Raw genomic sequence first — 20,960 nt, 5'->3', positions numbered from 1 at the left:
TTCACGCGGACCGGACCGGGATCGGATATTCGGTGTTCTGCCCGCCCCAGGAGGACGCAACATGGTGCGCATGACTTTGGCCACTCCCATACTGCACACCGCTCGCCTGCGCCTGCGCCCCTTCACCGACGCCGACGCGGATGTCCTCTTCGCGCTGCACAGCAGCACCTACGTGATGCGCTACTGGGATTCCCCGCCGTGGAACGAACGGGCTCGCGCCGATCGCTTCATTGCGATGTGCCGGAAGATGGCGGACGAAGGTACCGGGGCGCGCGTGGCCATCGACCGTGCTTCTGACGGGGCCTTCGTCGGCTGGTGCGGTCTGACCGGATGGAACCCGGACTACCGCAGCGCGTCCTTGGGCTACGTCCTCGACGAAGCGATGTGGGGCCACGGCTACGCGACGGAGACCGCGCACGCCCTGCTGCAGTGGGCATTCGACACACTGGACCTGAATCGAGTTCAGGCCGAGACCGATACGCGCAACGTGGCATCTGCCCGGGTTCTGGAGAAGATCGGATTCGTGCGGGAAGGGACGTTGCGGGAAGACTGCGTCGTGAACGGCGAGGTATCCGATTCGTGGGTGTTCGGGTTGATCAGGCGAGAGTGGCCGGTCGGTGGCCGTGCCGATCCCCAGGTAGGCGGCCTGGTCGGCTAGGGCGACGGGGGCGCCGTTCTGCCGGGTAGGACGGTGAACACGGCCCCACGTGGGCGGGGCCGAACCGCCGCCACGGATCACCGTGATCTCCGTGGCGGGGCTCGGCTTCAGGTTGGGACGCCGCAGTCGGCGGAACCCTGATCCGCTGTCAGCGTTGTGCGGCCGAGCTCGTTTGGTGAGCCCGGTTCGCCGGGGCCGCCCGTAGCTCCTCCTCGAAAGCGGTTCCGGAGGTCACCCGATCGTCAGGCCGTTCGACCCGCTGGTGATGGTGTAGCTGCGCCCGCTGAACGACAGTCCGGAGAGCGTTCCGTTGATGCCCCGGGCGATGCCGGGGTCCCTCAGCCCGGTCTGCTGGCCGTCGGGGGCGTATCCGAAGAGATCGGTGATGATGACTCCGGCGAACGCTCCGCCCTCCGTGCCGTTGTAGACCTGGGGGTCGTCGCCGGCGATGAGTCCGACGTCGGGCGCCGTGGAGCTCGGGCCGGTCACCGGCTGGTACCAGAGCTTCAGGGCGGGATCGGAGTGGGCGGCGAAGGTGTTGCCTGAGGCGTAGATCCCGGAGAGCTCGGTCGAGGACAGCGCCCGGCTGTAGATCCGCGCGTCGACGATCGTGCCGACGAACTGGCGCGTCATGTCCGACGCGCAGTTGCCGACCATCGCGCCGAGGCCGGTCGACGGCGCGATCGTCCCGGTCTGCGCCTTGGCGGCCTGTTGGACTCCGTCGACGAAGATGCTCATCGTCGAGCCGTTGAAGGTGGCCGCGACGTGGTGCCACCCGGAGGGCACCGGGTTGGTCGTCGTCAGCTCGGACCAGTTTCCGCCGCCGGTGTAGAGGAGGAACGACAGCCGGCCCCCCGCGCCGCCGCGGAAGGCGTATCCCGCGTTGGCCCCGAAGGACTCCTTGTTGATGATGCTGCCCTCCCAGATGTTCGACGGCCAGGAGGAGGCATTGATCCAGGCCGCCAGGCTGATCGCGCTGGTCGGGTTCAGCGCTGGACTGTCCGGAACGGGGCTCGGCAGTCCGAGCTGCATCGGTACGTGCAGCACCATGGCGGGGTCGTCGCCGGCGAAGGGGTCGCCCGCGGCGTGGGCGGCGGAGATCTCGGTGGCCGACAGCGCCCTGCCGTAGACCTGGGCTCCGTGGATCGCACCGTGGAACTGCCGCGTCGTGTCCGAGGGGCAGTTGCCGACGATCAGGTCGACGTTCGACGGGGTGATCGTCCCGGTCTGCGCCTTGCTCGCCTGCTGGACGCCGTCGACGTAGATGATCATCGTCGAGCCGTTGTAGGTCGCCGCGACGTGGTGCCACCCGGGCGACACCGGGCTTGTCGTCGCCAGCTCCGTCCAGGTGCCGCCCGTGTAGAGGACGAGCGACAGCAGACCGCCGGCGCCCCCGCGGAAGACGTATCCGGCTTCGGCCTCGAAGGCGTCCTTGCCGATGATGCTGCCCTGCCAGACGTTCGTCGGCCAGGAGGAGGCATTGATCCAGGCCGCCAGCGTGATCGCGCCGGTCGGGTTCAGCGACGGTCGGTCGACCACGCGTTGGCCGAACCGTCCCGGCACCAGTTGGTGCGCCTGCCCGAACGGGCCCTGGCTGGTGACGCCGCTGAAGGTGTTGAGCTGGGACAGCGCCGAGGCGTAGTCGCCGAAGCGGGCGAAGGTCTGCGCGGTCAGGGCGGGCCAGGATTCGTAGGCGCCGGTCGAGCCGTGGTCGGGACGGGAGATGGGTGCTTCGCTGTCCTGCAACGACAGGGCGCGCATCCAGTTCCCGTCGAGCAGCTCGTTGTTCACGAACGCCTTCATTTCGTTCTTCTGTGTCTGGCTCAGGTCACCGGCCAGCGCGTTGGACCCGATGCAGAAGTCGACGACGGTGCGCACCGGGACGAGCGTCCCGTCGGAGTGCCGGCAGCTCCACACGCCCTGACCCGATACGTAGAGCGCGAGGACGTTCGGCAGCAGGTTGCCGGCCGCTGTCGTCAACGAGCCGGCCTGGCCGGGGTTGTTGGACCGCGTCTGGAGGTCGGCGATCTGACGCATCAGCCACACGTTGCCGGCGTTCAGCGAGGCAACCTGGTTGGTGTACTTCGGCAGGACTTCGAGCAGGTTGATCGGGGCTCCGTAGTCGGCCAGTTGCTGTCCGCTCGGTACGAAGTTCTTCCAGTACGTGGCGGCGGAGGTGAGCAGTTGCAGGACCGAACTGGTCCCGACCGTCGCGCTGAGATAGGCCCAGTCCCCGGTGAGCTTCACGTAGTTGAGCGCGGTGCTGGAGACGGTCAGGTCGTTGGCGCTGTAGTAGTTCCCGACCTTGTTCCCGGTGAGGGTGTCGATGCCGTAGCAGGTGTGGATGTCCTGGGTCAGGAAGTACGAGGTGATGGCCTTGAGCATGGCCGGGTCCAGCAGGGCCAGCAGCGCCGAGCAGTACGACGTGTCCCAGAAGAACATGGTCGTCCCGCCGAATTCGTTTGCGCCGGTGGTGTAGATCCGGTCGAAGCCGGAGAACCCGCCGGAGGGACGCCCGAGGAAGCTGTTGAACGCGGGCCCGAGGTTGGTGCGTTCGGCGGCCAGCACCGACATGACGCTCATGTAGTAGAGCCGGTCGATGGCCGGGTGGTCGGTCGCCAGCGTCGGCAGGGAACCGGAGTAGTGGGAGTTCCCGGGGGTGAAGGCGTCGTTCCAGCGGTTCGACCAGCCGGTCTCGGCCGCGCCGAAGACGCTCGCGAACGAGTTGATCGACGCGTTGGCGGCGGACAGGGTGGCGCTCGCGTCGGAGGAGTTGGTGAGCGGATTGCCGGTCGAGGTATCGCCGATCGCGATGGCGACGCGGAGCGTGGTGACGGCGCCGGCGGCGATCGTCAGGTTCCAGGAGGCCGTGCCGCCGATGCCGCTGACCGAAAGTCCTTGAGGCGACGGGGACAGCGCGACCGCCGTGACGGCCGGCCCGGTCTTGTCCGACACGAGCAGGTTCTGGTTCGGCGCGGCGCCGACGAGCTGGGCGGTGAAATTCTGGTCCGACGGTCTCGGGATCTGCCAGTTCCACCCGGTCGTGTATTTGCGGATGAGGGGGTTGAGGGCCAGCGAGACGGTCGTCGAGAGCTGGGCTGCGGTCGGGTTCGTGATGTCGATCGTGATCAGCACCTGGTTGGCTTCGAAGGCCATCCGGGTTCCGGACTGGACGCGCAGGCCGGCGGCCGTCTCGGCGAGCCGGTGGATCTGGTAGGGATACCAGCGCACGAACTCCGAGGCCAGGGCCGCCCCGTCGAAGGTCAGGTCGAATGCGGAGCCGCCCTGCGAGTAGGGCGCCATGGTCAGGCGCTGAAATCCGGTGACGTTGGAATCCGCTTCCAGGCCACCCCAGAAGTTACTGGTCTCGGGCTGGTGAACGGTCCCGCTGACCGGCAGCCAGTCACCGGCCATCGAGTCGAGGCTCGGTGGCGATCCCGGCGATGCTGCCCGGGCTACGGACGTCAGTCCGGGCAGCAGGTTGGCGGCGAGAACAGCCAGCGCCCCGGCTGCGCTGCTCCCCAGGAATGTCCGACGGCTCAGTTCCGACATCAGGATTGCTCCTCGACTCGATGGTCTGTGGCGGGTGGAGCGCAGGCTGTCGGGATCCGACCTGAAGGGTCGGTCCCTTACCCGCCGCCGGATGCGGCGGCGGGTACGGCGGGCGGGTACGACGGGTGGGTACGACGGGTTCAGCCCGTCCCGATCGGGGCCGTTACGAGATAGGCCGCGCCGAGCAGTGGCGCCTCGTCCGGGAGCTGGGCGGGCTGCAGGGCGATGCGGTCGGTTCGGGCGGGCTCGGATTGGGCGAGTCCTGTTCGCAGCGGCTCGGCAATGAGGTCCCAGGACGCCGCGATGGAGCCGCCGACGACGAGAACTGTCGGTTCGAAAGCTCCGAGCACCGGTCCGAGCGCTGTTCCCAGCGCGCGGAAGGTCTGGCTGAAGACGTCGGCCGCGGCACGGTCGCCCTGCCGCGCCCGGTGTGCGATCTCCCGGACGTCCGGCGGTGGGACGTCACCTGTGGCCTGGGCGTAGGCCCGCCGCAGGGCACGTCGGGACACGGTCTCTTCGAGGGGCTTGTCTGCGTACCGCAGGAGGTGGACCCGACCGTCGGGCGGAACTCCGGGACCGTGCCGAATGGATCGGCCGTCTCGCATGAAGCAGGAGCCCACGCCCGTGCCGAGGGTGATCCCCACGGCTGTGCGGTGCCCCCGCGCTCCCCCGGCCCACCACTCGCCGAGCGCGAACGCGTCCGCGTCGTTGCAGAAGCTCACGCTGGGGAGGCCGGGCAGCAACGGCGTCAGGGCGGCGCGGAGATCGAAACCACGGAGCGCGTCGAACTTGCCGACGCCTTCATATCGCCCGATGCCGTCGTCGTAGTCGAAAGGTCCTGGCAGCGCGATGGCCCAACGGTTGCCACGCTGCGCCGGCAGGCGCCCGCCGCAACGGGCGATGGCCGACACGATCTCTTCGGCACTGCCGTCGCCGTCCAGCGGCTCGCGAATGGATCGGCCGAGCGGGAGGCTGCGGGTCTGCAGGTCCACGATCGCCGCGGTCACGTGGGTGCCGCCGACGTCCATGACCGATATGACGGTCCCGTTGCCCGGGTTCATCGCACGAGGGCCTTGACGTAGCGGACCGGGGCCGTGCCCAGGGCACGCACGCGGTAGGCGCCGACCGAGGCGGGAATGGTCAAGGTCTCGGCGTAGGCCAGCACGTGGCGGTGTCCGCTGGTCGTCTCCAGCGCGATGCCGTCGCCTTCCACGACGTTGATGACATGGAACCGGCCGTCCGTGGCGTCGTCCACGGCGGCGTCGGCGGCCAGTTGGAGGCGCCGGACCTCGAAGAACATCTCCGGCAGTCGGCCGATGACGTCCTCACGCCAGCCGTCGCCCGAGCGCAGCGTCCGCGGTTGCTGGACCAGATCGCGAGCCACGGCCTCCCCCGACCGGGCGGGGTCGAGATTCTCGAACGCGTGGCCGACGTGGACCGGGCGCTGATTGCCCTCGCGGTCCTTCCGCAGCCAGTCGTAGAACCGGAGGCTGTACAGGTAGGGCGTCGCACTGATCTCGAGAACGACGTTGCCCTCGCCGCTGCCGTGCGGGGTTCCGCCCGGGATGAGGAAGAGCTGATGCTGCTCGGCGGGAAAGGTCTGGACGTACCGCTCGATGTCGAAGGGCTCGCCGTCGTGAACCGCCCGGTCCGCTTCGCGCCGGAAGGCGTCGAGGTCGGCGTTCCCGTGCAGGCCGAGGAACACCTGACGGTCCGGTCCGCCGACCATCATGTAGTAGGTCTCGTGTTGCGTGTAGGGCCAGCCGAAGACCCGCCGCATGTAGTCCGGTTGCGGGTGGCAGTGGACGGACAGGTTACCGCCGCCGAGGGTGTCCAGGTAGTCGAACCGGATCGGGAACGACGTGCCGAACGTGGCGTGCACGGACTCCCCGAGGACCTCCTCGGGGTGCAGGGCGACCAGTGCCTGCAGCGGGACCTCGACTCGCGCGCCGTCCGAGGCGCCGACGAGGATACCGCTCTCCGGAGCGATGAGCTCGTAGCCCAGAGCGGTGTTGGCGGCTCCGTTGTTGAAGCCGAGTCGGTCCTGGGCCCAGTGTCCGCCCCAGGAGGTGGTGTTGAAGGTGGGCCGGGTTCGGAACGGCCGGGCGGCCAGGTCGACCAGCGCGGCGCGCAGCGTCGGCCCGTCCAACCAGGCCGGTTCCTCGGGGTCCTGGGTGTCCAGCCACAGGTCGATGTCGCCGATGACCGCGTCGCGATGCCGGTCCAGCACCGGCCAGTCGATGTAGAACAGGCGGCGCGTGGTACCCGCCCCGGTGCCGGCCGGCTGTCCGAGATTGCGGCCCGTCCCGGCCGTCACCTGCACCTCGGCATACCGCTTGGGCAGATCCGCGTACCAGAGCCGGTCGTGCGGGACCAGGGCCGCCCCCGGCCCGAACACCACGCTCACAGCGTGGGGAGCGGCCACGACGTCCGGCGTGCCCGCGAAGAAGTCGGCCAGCCCTGCCTGGGAGAGCGGGGCGAAGTCGGGGTCGTCGGGCAGCACCGCTGACGCGGTGAAGTCGAGGATGTCCTGCCATGCGGCGAAGTGCCCGCGCATGTCGGTCTGCTTCGCCGGGAGCTCGCGGGCGGCCAGAGCGTCACAGATCCGGGCAGCGACCACCTCCCAGTCGACGGCCACCGGCCCGTCGACGGCCAGGACCTGACCTGCTACGAGTCCGGCAACAGCCTGCCGGTATCCGACGCCGACCTCTCCGGTGATGCCGTGACAGGGTTCGGGTTCGTAGCCATGAACTGGCGACATGGCGATGTCAGCCTTTCTTCGATGATTGCCAAGGTGTTCCATGGGGCCGTCCGGTGCGCCGAGCGGTCCGGCCGGCCGACGTCCTGTGTCCGCGCGGCCGGGCGTCCGCGTGACCGGGCGCCCTCGGTCGCGCCGATCAGGCGGCGGGGCCGAGATCGGTGAGTGTCCCGACCCCGTCGACGGTCAACGTGCCGGGCAGTGCGGCAGGCCCGCCGGCGGCGAACGACGGGTTGACCCCGAACAGGGCGGACAGCACCGCTTCGGCGCCGGCGGCGCCCGCGATGCAGTCGCGATTCGACACGGCGCGCTCGGCGACCTGGGCGCGGGGCTGTCCGCCCGGGCCGGTGACGATCTCCATGGCCTGACCCCACACCCCGCCCGACGCTGCGGACGAGAGGTCGCGCAGGAGCGCGATGGCTCGGTCGCGGTAGCCGAGGCGCGCCAGGCCGTGGGCGGTGACGCCGGGCCAGGCACAGAATGCGCCGGCCGCGCCGTGGTCGGGGCGGTCGGAGGCGGCGGCGATCGGATCGTCGGGGCTCAGTGCCCGCATCCATCCGCCCACCAGCAGGCGGTCGGTGACGAAGTCGGCCATCTCGCGCCGTGCGTCGTCGCTGAGGTCGCGGTACAGGGCCGCAGAGACGAGGCCGAAGTCGAGGCAGTGCCCGATGGTGTCGGTCCCGTCCGGGCGACGTACCTGCCAGCGGCCCGATCCGGCGTACAGGTCCAGCACGGCGTCCGCCAGCACCCGGGCCTCGGCTTCGGCCCGGTCGGCGTCCTCGTGGCGGCCGCGCTGCCGGTACAGGGCGGCCAGCGAGCGCGTCGCACCGACGTAGGCCCCGTTGAAGGAGGCGACGACCCCGGTGTAGGAGGGGACGCATTCCAGCAGGCTCCACGGATCGTCACCGAAGTCGGCGAGCACGCCTCCGGTCGCCGGCCTGCGCTTGTCGCGCCAGCCGAACCCGAGGCGCTCCAGGTGTTCGAAGACGGTCGCTCCGCCGGTCGACTCGTCGAGGAAGGCGGTGTCGCCGGTGATGCAGACGTAGTGCTCCAGCAGCCGGAACAGCGCGTAGTCGTTCGCGCTGTAGGCGTTGCCCAGGGGCCCGCCGCTGCGGGCCTCGATGCCGAAGGAGTCCCGGTAGGGACCGGCCAGGACGCGCAGCAGCCAGGAGCGCAGCCCGGCCGGTTCCAGCAGGGCGTACATCCGGCTCCACTCGCTGTGGTCCCAGAAGTACGTGGTGGTCGGTCCGAGCCGGGGGCCGCCGGTGAGGAACACCGGCTCGCCGGGGCGGATACGGATGTTGCGCATGTACAGGGCCTGCAGCGCGCCCAGGTAGTACGTGTTCGCGAGGCCGATGTCGTCGGTGGTGAAGGTCGGCAGGTGCCCGGAGAAGTCGGGGTTGCCCGGGGTGAACATGTTGGTCCAGTGCTGCCGCCAGCCGTCCTCCCCCGCGCGCATCGCCGTCTCGAAGTCCTCGGCCGCGGCGCGGGCCTCGGCTTCGACGATGTGGGCATCGGTTCCGTAGGCGCACACGATTCCGATGGTCACGCTCTGGCCGGGTTCGATCCGGGAGGTCCAGGTGGCGCGGCCTCCGGCGCCTGCGACCTCGAGGCTGGACGGCGCCCCGGCGAAGGCGTAGACGGCGCGCGCCGATGACCGGGTGTCCGCGATGCTGACCGTGCCGTCTTCCGGGCGGGACGTCCAACGGCGCGAATCGGTCCAGTGTCGGGTACGTGCGATGTCGTCGTCGCCGAGGCGCAGCACGACGTGGTCGGCTTCGACGTACGCGCTGACGCGGTGCCAGTCCCCGGCGGAGAGCTCGGTGTCGGAGCACTCCCGCTCCCCGGTGATGCCGACCCACAGGCGGCCGTTCTCGACGCCGATCTGCAGGGAGTCGGGGTGGTTGCCGTGGGTGAGGACGGTTCCGGACTGCCCGGCCGAGTCGAGCCGCAGGTCGAAGGCGATCGTCAGACCGGGTGCGAGGGCGAAGGTGTCCAGATTCGCCTCGCCCTCGGGGGTCAACGCGATCGCCTCATCGGCCCGTAGGACCACGCGGCCGTCCGCGGCCTCACCCCGCAGCGCACGGACCGTCGCCGCCACACCGATCCGCCGCTCCGGCTCCTTGTCGTGGCTGACGTGCGCCGGGAGCGCGTCGTCCAGGAGCATCGGGCCCAGGTCCTCGTCGCGCTGGATCCCCGGGACGCGCGGCTTGCCGAGTCGGAGCCGCCGCGATGCCGGAGACAGCAGGTAGGACTCGCCGTGTCCGCGGGTGGTGGCGCGGATGCGCTCCAGCGCCATGAAGTCGTGGTGGTCGCCGTGGTTCCACGGCACGTCGTACAGCCAGCCGAAGCCGACCTCGGTGTGGGCCGCCATCGCGAACAGGTCCTGGGACAGGTCGACCGTCCTGACTTCGCGGCCCTCGTTGGTGACCACGATGCGCCACAGCAGCAGATCCCGCGACAGTGCCATCCGGGTGTCGGTGCTGAGCAGCAGCCCGTCGCCGCGGTGCTCGCGGATGACGCCCCAGGGCCTCCACAGGAAGCGCTGTGCGGCGGGGGTCCGGCCGTCCACGCGCAGCTCGCCGGTGTGGTACCCGAAGGTGAACGGCGGCGCGACCAGCCAGGACATGGAGCTCAGATCGTAGTTGACATGGCCCTGGCCCTGCTGGTTGCGCAGTGACGGCAGGTGCGCGATCTCGTCCAGGCCGACCCAGTGTCCGGCGACGTCGTCCAGGTCGGGGATGCCGGCCTTGGCGACGGCGTCCTCGGATCCGGCGGCGGTCTGCGTGGTCACTTGGAGGCTCCCGAGGTGAGTCCGGCGATGAACTGCTTCTGCAGGGCGAGGTAGCCGGCGACGGGGATGACCGCTGCCAGCAGCATCACGCCGAACAGCTGGGCGTAGTTGGTGGAGTACTGGCCGACCGAGAGGTAGAGCCCCGTGGTGATGGTCTGGCCGCGCAACGGGCCGAGGATGAACTGCGGATTCATGAAGTCGTTCCAGATCCACAGCGACAGGAAGATCGCGACGGTCGCGGTGGCCGGTCGGAGCAGCGGCATGACGATCGTCCACCAGATCCGCAGTGACCCGGCGCCGTCCACGGTCGCGGCCTCGATGATCTCGCCGGGAATCGAACGCAGAAAACCGGAGTAGACGAAGACCGCGAAGGAGAGGTATCCGCCGCCGACGTTGGCCAGGACGAGCCCAGGATAGGTGTGGTCCAGGTGCAGGAACGTCAGGATGCGGATCGTGGGCAGCAGGACCACTGCGGGCGGGATCATCAGGCCCGCCGCGAAGCCGGCCAGGACGATCCGCCGGAAGCGGGCCGAGCGGCGGGACAGCCAGAAGCTGAAGGCCGCGCCGAGCGGGATGATCAGGAGCACCGAGGCGATGACGGTGACCGCGGAGTTGGTCAGGCCGATCTCGATGATGCGGTCGGGTCGGGCCAGAGCGTCCGTCAGGTTGTGCAGGGTCGGCGGTGCGGGCGGGGCCGCCGGGTTCCGGATGATCTGGTCCTGCGTCTTGAAGGCGTTGACGAGGGTGAGGTAGATCGGACTGACGAGGGCCAGCGTCAGCAGTCCGGCCGCGACGAGGTGACTCCTGGCGGCCCAGGCGCGTCGGTTGGCGCGCGGCGCGGGGGCGGGGCGGGCGGCGGTTCGGCTCTGCGATGTCGCTTGCTGGGATGTCTCTCGCGGCGATGTCGGCCGATGCGAGGTCGATGCGGTCACAGTTCCACCTCCCGGCGGCGGAGCAGGCCGGTCACGGACAGCGCGATGACGGCGGAGACGGCCAGGAGCAGCATGGCCACGGCCGAGGCGTAGCCGTAGCGGTCGTCGGTGAAGGCGAGCTGGATGATGTAGAGGGCGGTGGACTGCGTGGAGTCGGCCGGGCCGCCCGAGGTGAGCACCGCGATGATGTCGTAGAGCTTCAGCATCGTGATCAGTGAGATGGTGACGCTGATGGTGGTGCCCGGGGCCAGCATCGGGAAGGTGATCTGCCGGAACCGCTGCCAGCGGCCGGCTCCGTCCACCATCGCGGCCTGGTAGAGCTCGACCGGGATCGACTGCAGCGCGGCCAGGTGCACGACGGTGGTGAAGCCCGTCAGTACCCAGGCGGCGACGAGGCCGACCGAGAACATGGCCAGGTGCGGACTGCCGAGCCAGGTGATCGGCTTGCCGATGATCCCGGTGGAGACCAGGACGTTGTTGAGGATGCCGTCCTGGGCCAGGATGTAGCGCCAGACGAAGCCGACGATGACACCGGAGAGCACCTGCGGCAGGAAGGCGACGGTGCGCATCATCCGGAAGCTCAGGGACGTCTTGTTGAGGAGCATCGCGAATCCGATGCCGGCGGCGTTGGCGACGACCGTCACCGCGCCTGCCAGCACGAGCGTGAAGCCGAGGCTGGCGGCCAGGGCGCTGTCGTGCGTCATCTCCGTGTAGTTGGCGACGCCGACGAAACGGGCCTGCGCCAGGAGCGGGTTCTCGTCTGTCAGGCTCTGCCAGGCGCTCATGATCACCGGAACGAGGATGAACAGGACGTACAGGCCCAGCGCGAGAACGGCGATCGTACCGAGGGCGGGGTCGCCGCGGCGTGGTCGGACTCGGGTGGTCATGGTTCTTCCCTTGGGGGAGGTCTGTGGGACGGAGACCGGCACCGGGCGTCCCGCCCGGCGCCGGTCCTGGAGGTTACTTGGTCGCCGTGTCCCAGGCGGCATCGAGCTTGGCCATCTGCCCGTGGACGTCGTCGGAGGTGAAGAGCGCCTGGCTGGCCGCGTAGAAGGCGTCGTTCAGTCCCGAGGGCATGGAGTCGTCGTTGGTCGCCCAGCCGAACGCCGAGACCTTCGTGTTCTGGTTGGTGACGTAGGCGTAGGAGTCCTTGAAGACCTGGGTGACGTTGACGTTGTAGTCGGCCAGGGTCTTGCCCTTGAGCATCGGGAACGCGCCGTCGCCCTCGATCAGGGCCTTGTAGTTGGCCGGGTCCAGGGACCAGGCCTCGGCGAACGCGGTCGCCTTGGCCGGGTCCGAGGTCTTGGCGCTGATCGCCATGGATCCGCCGACCGCGAACGGCACCACGAGCGACCCGTCCTCGGTGGGGGTGAGGAAGGCACCGAAGTCGTCGGCGTGGTCCTTGGGCACCGAGCCGAGGAACCAGCTGCCCATCATGTACATCGCCGTCTTGCCGGCGGTGAAGTTCGTGATCGAGTCGGCGTACTTGACCCCCAGCGCGCCGTCCTCGAAGTACCCGTCCTTGGCCATCGTCCGGTACTTGGTGGCCGCCGCCTCGACGTTGGCGTCCGTGAACTTGACCTTGCCGGCGTATCGCTCCTGCAGCCAGTTCGGGTCCTTGCCCAGCACGTCCGCGGACAGGATCCCGACCAGCGGCATCGACGCGGCGAACGGATCACCGCCGCCCAGCTCGATCGGGGTGATGCCGGCCGCCTTGAGCTTGGCGCACACCGCCATGAACTCCGACCACGTCCTGGGCGGCGCGGTGATGCCCGCCTTGGCGAACAACTTCTTGTTGAAGAACACCTCGGGGATGATCTGGGAGTTGGTCGGCGGGATGTAGACCTTACCCTTGTAGGCGTTGCCCAGCGGGAGCATGAAGTTGGCGTTGACCCAACTCTGGTCGTACGGCTTGAGCAGCCCCGCCGTCGCGAACGTCGACGGCGTGATCGACTGGAGGAGGTCCGGGAACTGTCCGGATGCCTGCAACTGCTTCGCATAGGCGTCCCGGTCGGTGCTCGGAGCCACGATCTTCTTCACGGTGACGCCGGGGACCTGCTTCTCGGCGTTGGCGATCGAGGTGTCCCAGAACTTCGCGGTGAGGCTGGGAGTCTCGAAGGTCAGGTAGTTCAGAGTGGTGCCACCCGTCGTACCGCCGGTCGACGCGGCAGAGCATCCGGTGAGCAGGGCGAGCCCCGTGGCGAGGCAGACAGCGGTCAGACGGTGGTGCCGCATGGAAATCTCCTGGGGGTGATCTGACCCGATGGGTGGGGCGGATCGGAGTGGATCGACGCCGGGCCACCTTCGAGATAACGTTATCGCGAGGATAGGCTCGCGTTGCGGGAATGTGTCAAGAGTCGATCTGATAACGGTGCACTGTTACCACGAGGAGAAGCCGGATGAGCCAGGCACGGGGCGGGAACGGGGGGCGACCCAAGCGGCCGACGATGGTCGACGTCGCGCGCGAGGCCGGGGTGGCCCTGCGCACGGTCTCGCGGGTGGTCAACAACGACCCGACAGTGGGGCCCGAGTACCTCGCCAAGGTCGAGGCTGCGATCGCGGCGCTGAACTACCATCCGGACGAGCGCGCCCGGCAGCTGCGCACCGGAGTTGCCGGAACGATAGGCGCGGCGGTCCGCCGAATCGCCGAGGTCAACCCGGAGCTGGCCGCCATCGAGCGGACGGCCCGCGCCTCGGGATTGACCCTCCTGGCCGCGTCGACGGACTTCGACGAGGCCAGGGAGCGCGAGATCCTGATCTCCATGTGCCGGCAGCGGCTCGACGGCATCATCGTCGAGCCGTTCGGCGAGAACCACGGCTATCTGCAGCCGGAGCTGGAGGCGGGCATGCCGCTGGTGGCCATGGACCGGCCGATGAGCGGGATCTCGGTGGACTGCGTCATGTCCGACAACGCCGCCGGCATCGGCATGGCCTTCCATCACCTGCACCAGCACGGGCACCGCCGGATCGCCTACATCGGCGACAGCGAGCGCGTCTACTCCGGCCGGGATCGCGCGGCGGCCTTCCGCGCGGCCCTGGGGGCCCACGGCGAGCCGGTCGAGGGCCTGGTGCACCCCGGCGACATCTCCGCAGAGCGGGTGGCCGCGGCGCTGGACACCGCGCTGCACGGCCCGGATCCGGCGACCGCGCTGGTCACGGGCAACATGGACAGCACCCTGGCGGTGCTGCGATGCCTTGGGCCGGAGGCTGCCTCACGATTGGCGATCGTCGGCTTCGACGAGGTGCCGCTCGCCGATCTGCTCCAGCCCGCGCTCACCGTGGTCGCACAGGAGACCTCCAAGATCGGCCAAACGGCCGTCGAACTGCTCCGAGCCCGCATGGCCGACCCGGCCCGCCCGGTGCAGACCGTGATCGTCCCGGTCACCTTGAAGGTCCGCGGCTCCGGCGAGGTGAAGGCCTGAGTTTCCGGCCGGTTACTACCCCGTGACGACCTCTTGACAGACGCCCAGGACTCCCGCGATCGTTCGCGATAACGTTATTTCGACGCGGCCGGCCATCCCGTCGATTCCGCCAATCGCGCGAGGGGTGTGAATCGTGTTGCTCCGGCTCGCGTCACCACTGCCCGGAAGTGCCGCACCGTCGGCAGGCGCCCGGGAGCGCCGACTCCCTGGCCGACTCCCTCGCTGACGGCCCCGACCAACGGCTCGATCGCATGCGCGCCGTTGGTCGGCATGCCCTCTTCCGGTGCCGCGCCCTGGCGTCACTGCGCTCCGGTGTGCCCGGAAGACGTGTCGCCTGGGCCCGGAGGGGCTTCCGTCTCGCCACCCACCCACTGCCGTTTCTGGATGAGAGGTCCGATCAATGAGGCTCGAGGTCCGGTTCATGAAGCTCAGAGTTCAGCCCAGACGGTTCACCAGCGTCGCCACCGTCCTGGCCCTTGCAGGCGCCATGGTGACCACGGCGTTCTCCAGTCCCGCCGTTGCGGACTCGGTCACCGCCAACCAGGCCTGGCGGATCGCCCAGCAGTACACCGGCGTGTGGACGAGCCCGCCCACGCAGCTGACCAGCGGCGAGACCGTCGACGCGCCGCTGATCGGCAATGGCGACCTCGGCGTCGCCGTCGGGGGGTCGATCGCGAACCAGACCATGTACATCGGGAAGAACGACTTCTTCTCCTCCACCAGCCATGCGATCAAGCCTCTCGGTCGGATCGTCATCAACGCCCCCGGGCTGAGCGGCTCGTCGTACAACGTGGTGCAGGACATCGCCCACGCCGAGGTCGACGGCACCTACAGCCTCAACGGTCAGACCATGACCACGTCCAGCTGGGTGGACGCGAACGCGGGCCTGGTGGTCACCTCGTTCGCTCTCGCCGGAGGCAGCGCACAGAACATCGGCATCACGCTCCAGAACGGCTCGGGCGGCACTCCGAGCGTCTCCACCACCGGCAACGACCTCGACGCCGACGTGGTCGCCGACACCGGGACCGGCAGCGATCCGCACGCCCGGATGGCTGCCCGCGTCATCGGCCAGACCCAGACGATCTCCGGCAACACCATCAACATGACCGTGCAGCCCGGCACCACGGCCACCCTGGTCACCGGGATCATCTCCAGCATCGACAGCTCCTCCTGGCAGTCCAGCGCCGACTCCCTGGTCGGCGCCCTCACCCAGCAGGACGTGAACAACCACAACGCCTCGCACCGCGCCTGGTGGCAGAACTACTGGTCGCAGTCGTACGTCGAGATCCCGGACAAGGCCGTGGAGAAGAGCTGGTACGGCTCGCTCTACCTGCTTGCCTCCGCCTCGCGATCCGGCAAGTACGCCCCCGGGCTCTGGGGCAACTGGATCACCGGGGCGATGAACTGGAACGGTGACTACCACACCAACTACAACTACGAGGCCCCGTTCTACGCGGCCCTGTCCACCAACCACATAGCCCAGATGACCGCCTACGACCAGCCGGTACTCGACTGGCAGTCGGCCGGCCAGTCGCTGGCGACCTCGAACGGGTACACCGGCGTGCTCTACCCGGTGGGCCTCTCACCGAAGGGCACCAGCGCCGACACCAACCTGCACAACCAGAAGTCCAACGCGGCCAACCTCGCCAGCGACATGGTGATGCGCTTCGAGTACACCGGCGACACCTCGTACGCGAGCACCGTCTACCCGTGGCTCAAGCAGGTCGGCCTGTTCTGGCAGAACTACCTGACCTGGGACGCCGCCAACAACCGGTACGTCATCACCAACGACGCCCCGCACGAGGACCAGAGCTACCCGCAGACCAACGCCGGCCTGTCCCTCGGCCTGGTCCACCTGCTCTTCCAGGGTCTGATCGACATGAGCACCGCGCTGAACCAGGACGCGAGCACCCGCACGACCTGGCAGAACATCGCCTCGCACCTCAGCGCCCTGCCCACGATGACCCTGAACGGCCAGACCATCCTGCGCGAGACCGAGGTCGGCAGCGACTTCTACAACGACGGGAACGACCTCGACTCCCAGGCCATCTACCCGGGCGGCCTCGTCGGCCTGGACAGCGCCACGTCGCTGCTGACGACCGCGCAGAACACGGTCGGCGCGCTGACCAACGCCTGGCACGGCGGGAACGCGCCGGCGACCTTCTACGCCGCGGCGGCCCGCGTCGGCTACAACCCCAGCACCGTCCTGACCAACCTGCACGACGAGGCCACGAACCAGAGCTTCCCCAACATGGCCATCCACCACAACGGCGGCGGCATCGAGAACATCAACGTCACCACCTCGGGCCTCGACGAGATGCTGTTGCAGTCCTTCCAGAGCGACGTCAAGTTGTTCCCGGACTGGCCGGCGAACACGAACGCGAAGTTCGGCGACCTGCTCGCCTACGGCGACTTCCTGGTCTCCAGCAGCAAGGCGGCGAACGCCGTGCAGTACGTGAGGGTCGTCAGCCAGAAGGGCGGCAACTTCACCTTCACGAACCCCTGGTCCGGCAGCGTCGAGGTCTACCGCAACGGCACCGACACCGGCGCGGTGTCCGGCTCGAAGATCACGATCGCCACCTCGGCCAACGACACCCTCGACCTCGCCCCCGCCGGGACCGCGCTCTCGACGATCCAGACCGAACTGACTCAGCCGCTGCAGACCAGCACCAGCAGCAGCTTCAGCTCCGGCTTCGAGTCCAGCGACCCCGCGTTGACCTGGACCGACACGGTGGACACGACCGGCGGCGGCCTCTCGTCCGTGACCGGGCTCTGCTGCGGGCTGACCAGCCCTGAGGCGGGGGTGCGCACCGGGGAGACCTCGCACACGGGCTCCGGTTCCCTGATGTACTCCGGGTCCGGGCAGGGGGGCAGCAATGTTCACGCCTACATGAAGATCTACGACCTCAGCGGCGGACCGCTGGCGATCGGGACGAGCAAGACCCTGAGCTACTGGATCTATCCGCAGAGCAACGCCACCAGCAGCTACGTGCCCGCAGGGTCCAGTAACAGCACCTGCGTCGCCATCGACATGGTCTTCACCGACGGCAGCACCCTGAGGGACTCCGGCGCGGTCGACCAGAACGGCAACGGCATTCACCCTGCCCACCAGTGCGGACACCTGACGCTTGACGCCTGGAATCACGTCACCGTCAACCTGGCCACCAACAACGCCAACAAGCAGATCAGCCGACTCATCGTCGGCTACGACAACCCCAACTCCACCGGAGGTTACCGGGGTTACATCGACGACCTGTCCATCGGCTGACCGGCCGTAACAAGGACGCGTAGGAGGTGCCGTGGCGTATCAGAAGGCTTTCGAGATCGAAATCGAGACAGAGGTCGAGGTCGAGGTCGATGTCGAAGCCCCCATGCGCGACGGCACTGTCCTGCGCGCCGACACCTACCGGCCGGCCACCGGCGGACCGTGGCCGGTGTTGTTGGCCCGCTCGCCCTACGGCAAGCAGGACCCCGGCGTGCTCGCCCGCCTCGATCCGTTCGGCGCCGCCCGCCGCGGCTACCTGGTCGTCATCCAGGACTGCCGCGGGCGGTTCCGCTCGGAAGGCCATTGGCAACCGCTCGTGCAGGAGAGCGCCGACGGATACGACACGGTCGAGTGGGCGGCCCGCCTGCCCGGGTCCGACGGACGTGTCGGCATGTACGGACCGAGCTATCTCGGGTACGCCCAACGGGCCGCCATGGCGGCGCGGCCCCCGCACCTGTACGCCGCCGTCCCCGAACTCACCTGGTCGGACCCGGATGACGGCCTGGTCTCCCGCGGCGGCGCGTTCGAGCTCGGGCTGTTGACCCACTGGACACTGACTCTGGGCTTCAACGTGCTGGAGCGCCGGTACGCCGACAGTCCCGTTGAACTGCAACGGCAACTCGCCGCGCTGAACACGGCGCTCGACGACCTGATCACGCACACGTACTGGGAGCTCCCCGCTCACCCCTCCCCCACGCTGCGCCGCCTCGGCCTGCCGACGCCGGCCTCCGGCCCTCCCCCGGTCGCCGACCCGCCCGATCCCGCGAGTGGTCTCCCGCGCGCCGCTGTCCCCTCGCTGACCGTCGCAGGCTGGTTCGACTGCTTCCTCCAGGGCAGCCTCGACAACTTCGTCCGGGCACGCCATGCCGGGACACCGGCGGCCCTGATCGTCGGACCTTGGACACACACCAACCTGTCCAGCCGCATCGGCGACACCGACTTCGGCGCAATCGCCGACGCCGCGGGAATCGACGGCGCAGAGTCACTGCTCGAGCGCGAACTGGACTGGTTCGGCCGGCATCTCAAGCAGGAACAGGCCCCCTCTGTGCCACCCACGCCGCCCGAAGCGGCGGTTCTGCTGTTCGTCATGGGCAGCAACCGGTGGCGCCGCCTCGACACCTGGCCCCCGAAGTCCATCGAGGTTCCCTGGCATCTGCACGGCGACGGCCGACTGTCACGCGACGCCCCCGAACCGCTTTCGCCACCGGATGAATTCCGCCACGACCCGAACAACCCGGTCCCGACCTGCGGGGGCACGGTCCTCATGGCTCCCGAGTTCCCCGCCGGGCCCTTCGACCAGCACGAGGTCGAGAAGCGCGACGACGTCCTCTTGTACACCAGCGAACCAATGGAAGCACCGCTGGAGGTCATCGGCCGGATCAGGGTCTGCCTGTTCGCCGACTCCACCGCAGGCCCGACCGACTGGGTGGCCCGACTGTGCGACGTCGGCACCGACGGAGTCTCACGAAACATCACGGACGGCATCCTGCGGACTGATCCGGCACTCCCGAACACCGGGCATGGGCAACGGCCACCGGAGCTTCTGGTCGACCTGTGGTCCACGGCCCATGTGTTCCTGCCGGGACATCGCGTGCGCCTGCATATCGCATCCAGTTGCTTCCCCCGCTGGGACCGCAATCCCGGTGACCCCATGTTGGCCGACACCCGCAGCGCAGGCCCGGTGCCACCGGGGTCGCCGACAACCACCTCGCGCCAGTCCGTCTACCACGACTCAGCGAGACCGTCGCGACTGATCCTTCCCGTCATGTCGCCGAAGGCCGCGGTCGCCCCCGGCTGCCCGACCGGCCGTACCGGCGCCCAACGTCAGCTCTTGTCCCACGTATGAAAGGCACTCAGTTGTCGACCCTCCTGTCTCCGGGCACCGCGCGCATCACCGGCCTCGACACCTACGACATCCGCTTCCCCACCTCCCGCGAGCTGGACGGCTCGGACGCGATGAATCCCGACCCGGACTACTCCGCCGCCTACCTGGTGCTGCGCACCGACGCGGGCGATGGTCTGGAGGGCCACGGGTTCACCTTCACCATCGGTCGCGGCAACGACGTCCAGGTGGCCGCGATCGAGTCGCTGCGCTCGTATGTCGTCGGCCGTCCACTCTTGGAGGTCTGCGCCGACCCGGGTTCTGTCTACCGCGACCTGAACGGCGACAGCCAGCTGCGCTGGCTCGGTCCGGAGAAGGGGGTGATGCACATGGCGGTCGGCGCCGTGGTCAACGCCGTGTGGGACCTGGCCGCGAAGCGTGCGGGGTTGCCGCTGTGGCGGCTCCTGGCCGAGGCCGAGCCGGAGTGGCTGGTCTCCCAGGTCGACTTCCGCTACATCATCGACGCCCTCACCCCTGAGCAGGCACTGGAACTGCTGCAGCGCGGCAAGGAGGGCGCGACGGAACGCGCGACCGAGCTGTCCCGGCGCGGCTACCCCGCCTACACCACCTCGCCGGGCTGGCTCGGCTACTCCGACGAGAAGCTCGTCCGTCTCGCCAACCAGGCGCTCGCCGACGGCTTCCGCCAGATCAAGCTCAAGGTCGGCGCGGATCTGCAGGACGACATCCGCCGCTGTCGCACGGCGCGCGCCACCATCGGACCGGACATCCGGATGGCCATCGACGCCAACCAGCGCTGGAACGTGGACGAGGCCGTCGCCTGGACCAGCGCTCTCGCCGAGTTCGACCCCTACTGGATCGAAGAGCCGACAAGCCCGGACGACGTCCTCGGCCACGCGGCGATCCGCGAACGCGTGGCCCCGATCCGCGTGGCCACCGGCGAGCACGTGCAGAACCGCGTCGTCTTCAAGCAGTTGCTACAGGCGGGCGCCATCGACGTGCTGCAACTGGACTCCACGCGGGTCGGCGGCGTGAACGAGAACCTCGCGATCCTGCTGCTCGCGGCCCGGTTCGGCGTCCCGGTCTGCCCGCACGCGGGCGGGGTGGGGCTGTGTGAACTGGTCCGCCACCTGTCGATGTTCGACTACGTCGCGCTCTCGGGCACGACCGAGGGCAGGGCCATCGAGTTCGCCGATCATCTGCATGAGCACTTCGTCGACCCGGCCGTGATCGAAGGCGGCCACTACACGGCCCCCAGCCTGCCAGGGTTCTCCGCGGCCCTGCACCCCGAAGCCGTCGAGACCTACCGCTTCCCCGACGGAACCTTCTGGGCAGCCGACCTGGCACACACTCACAACGCGACGACGACACCGGAGGTCGCGGTATGACCGGGCTCGCCGATCGTCGACCCGGTCCGCCCCCTGGAGAGGACGTCGGACCGACCGACTTCGCGACCGCTACCTCGTCCGGCCGCTGAAAGACATCTCACGTGCCTAACAAGTCAAGCAGCGACGGCCAGATCTGCCGGGACGGAGGTGAAAGCGTGCTGTTCGTCGAAGAGCTGCCTGGTCTGCAGGCAGTGGTAGAGCTGGCCGATCATGCGGTTGAACAGGTGCCGCTGGGCCTGGGCATGCCAGTCGCCGCGTTCACGTCGACCGCGGTAGTGGGTGGCGGCCCCCGGCGAGGCTGTGAGGGCGGCGAAGGCCCACTGGTGACCAGCGTTGGTCAGGCGGTTGTTC

At 69.0% G+C, this 20,960-nt stretch carries 12 protein-coding genes and 1 pseudogene; 5 read left to right on the top strand and 8 right to left on the bottom strand.

All coding sequences use genetic code 11. The features are described 5' to 3' along the window. Positions 1-70 precede the first annotated feature (70 nt). On the top strand, positions 71-658 hold the full coding sequence (locus ABIA32_RS16645; protein ID WP_370096166.1) for a GNAT family N-acetyltransferase: 588 nt from the start codon (positions 71-73) through the stop codon (positions 656-658). 231 nt (positions 659-889) lie between these two features. On the opposite strand, the gene ABIA32_RS16640 is transcribed toward ABIA32_RS16645, so the two are convergent. The 7 genes from ABIA32_RS16640 to ABIA32_RS16610 form a co-directional block, all read right to left on the bottom strand. After that, positions 890-4,210, bottom strand: coding sequence for a LamG domain-containing protein (locus ABIA32_RS16640; RefSeq protein WP_370095763.1), 3,321 nt, complete (start codon positions 4,208-4,210; stop codon positions 890-892). A 140-nt stretch (positions 4,211-4,350) separates the two neighbouring features. Then, positions 4,351-5,271 (bottom strand): ROK family protein, encoded by a 921-nt coding sequence (locus ABIA32_RS16635; protein ID WP_370095761.1) that lies wholly within the window; start codon positions 5,269-5,271, stop codon positions 4,351-4,353. Continuing rightward, complete coding sequence (locus ABIA32_RS16630; RefSeq protein WP_370095759.1) at positions 5,268-6,971, bottom strand: class I mannose-6-phosphate isomerase; 1,704 nt, start codon at positions 6,969-6,971, stop codon at positions 5,268-5,270. The genes ABIA32_RS16635 and ABIA32_RS16630 overlap by 4 nt, the downstream gene beginning before the upstream one ends. A gap of 136 nt (positions 6,972-7,107) precedes the next feature. Beyond that, positions 7,108-9,762 carry a hypothetical protein gene (locus tag ABIA32_RS16625; protein ID WP_370095757.1) on the bottom strand — a complete coding sequence of 885 codons (2,655 nt, stop codon included), beginning with the start codon at positions 9,760-9,762 and terminating at the stop codon, positions 7,108-7,110. Beyond that, on the bottom strand, positions 9,759-10,694 hold the full coding sequence (locus ABIA32_RS16620) for a carbohydrate ABC transporter permease (protein WP_370095754.1): 936 nt from the start codon (positions 10,692-10,694) through the stop codon (positions 9,759-9,761). Before ABIA32_RS16620 ends, ABIA32_RS16625 begins: the two co-directional genes overlap by 4 nt. Next, entirely contained in the window at positions 10,691-11,581 is an 891-nt protein-coding gene (locus ABIA32_RS16615; protein WP_370095752.1) for a carbohydrate ABC transporter permease, read from the bottom strand. The genes ABIA32_RS16620 and ABIA32_RS16615 overlap by 4 nt, the downstream gene beginning before the upstream one ends. Positions 11,582-11,654: 73 nt before the next feature. Next, positions 11,655-12,929, bottom strand: a complete 1,275-nt coding sequence (locus ABIA32_RS16610) for an ABC transporter substrate-binding protein (RefSeq protein ID WP_370095749.1) — start codon at positions 12,927-12,929, stop codon at positions 11,655-11,657. A 164-nt stretch (positions 12,930-13,093) separates the two neighbouring features. Here ABIA32_RS16610 and ABIA32_RS16605 point away from each other — a divergent pair, with 164 nt between their 5' ends. The 4 genes from ABIA32_RS16605 (at position 13,094) to ABIA32_RS16590 (ending at position 20,609) form a co-directional block, all read left to right on the top strand. Beyond that, positions 13,094-14,116 carry a LacI family DNA-binding transcriptional regulator gene (locus ABIA32_RS16605; RefSeq protein WP_370095747.1) on the top strand — a complete coding sequence of 341 codons (1,023 nt, stop codon included), beginning with the start codon at positions 13,094-13,096 and terminating at the stop codon, positions 14,114-14,116. Positions 14,117-14,537: 421 nt separating this feature from the next. Continuing rightward, positions 14,538-17,384 (top strand): hypothetical protein, encoded by a 2,847-nt coding sequence (locus ABIA32_RS16600; RefSeq protein ID WP_370095745.1) that lies wholly within the window; start codon positions 14,538-14,540, stop codon positions 17,382-17,384. Positions 17,385-17,415: 31 nt separating this feature from the next. Next, positions 17,416-19,227, top strand: coding sequence for a CocE/NonD family hydrolase (locus ABIA32_RS16595; protein ID WP_370095743.1), 1,812 nt, complete (start codon positions 17,416-17,418; stop codon positions 19,225-19,227). After that, complete coding sequence (locus ABIA32_RS16590) at positions 19,224-20,609, top strand: L-fuconate dehydratase (RefSeq protein ID WP_370095741.1); 1,386 nt, start codon at positions 19,224-19,226, stop codon at positions 20,607-20,609. Before ABIA32_RS16595 ends, ABIA32_RS16590 begins: the two co-directional genes overlap by 4 nt. A 113-nt stretch (positions 20,610-20,722) precedes the next feature. Here ABIA32_RS16590 and ABIA32_RS16585 read toward each other — a convergent pair. Beyond that, positions 20,723-20,960: pseudogene (locus ABIA32_RS16585) on the bottom strand (IS110 family transposase); the annotation flags it as partial.

Origin of the sequence: Streptacidiphilus sp. MAP12-20 (assembly GCF_041262525.1) — a bacterium.
Lineage (GTDB): Bacteria > Actinomycetota > Actinomycetes > Streptomycetales > Streptomycetaceae > Streptacidiphilus.
Note: the sequence above shows the minus strand (reverse complement) of the source record. Positions and strands in the feature narration are given on the sequence as shown.

What these genes read in the sequence shown, in the direction of transcription:
- ABIA32_RS16645 (WP_370096166.1), top strand. Translation starts at nt 71, where the DNA reads ATGACTTTGGCCACTCCCATACTGCACACCGCTCGCCTGCGCCTGCGC.
- ABIA32_RS16640 (WP_370095763.1), bottom strand. Translation starts at nt 4,210, where the DNA reads ATGTCGGAACTGAGCCGTCGGACATTCCTGGGGAGCAGCGCAGCCGGG.
- ABIA32_RS16635 (WP_370095761.1), bottom strand. Translation starts at nt 5,271, where the DNA reads ATGAACCCGGGCAACGGGACCGTCATATCGGTCATGGACGTCGGCGGC.
- ABIA32_RS16630 (WP_370095759.1), bottom strand. Translation starts at nt 6,971, where the DNA reads ATGTCGCCAGTTCATGGCTACGAACCCGAACCCTGTCACGGCATCACC.
- ABIA32_RS16615 (WP_370095752.1), bottom strand. Translation starts at nt 11,581, where the DNA reads ATGACCACCCGAGTCCGACCACGCCGCGGCGACCCCGCCCTCGGTACG.
- ABIA32_RS16610 (WP_370095749.1), bottom strand. Translation starts at nt 12,929, where the DNA reads ATGCGGCACCACCGTCTGACCGCTGTCTGCCTCGCCACGGGGCTCGCC.
- ABIA32_RS16605 (WP_370095747.1), top strand. Translation starts at nt 13,094, where the DNA reads ATGAGCCAGGCACGGGGCGGGAACGGGGGGCGACCCAAGCGGCCGACG.
- ABIA32_RS16600 (WP_370095745.1), top strand. Translation starts at nt 14,538, where the DNA reads ATGAAGCTCAGAGTTCAGCCCAGACGGTTCACCAGCGTCGCCACCGTC.
- ABIA32_RS16590 (WP_370095741.1), top strand. Translation starts at nt 19,224, where the DNA reads ATGAAAGGCACTCAGTTGTCGACCCTCCTGTCTCCGGGCACCGCGCGC.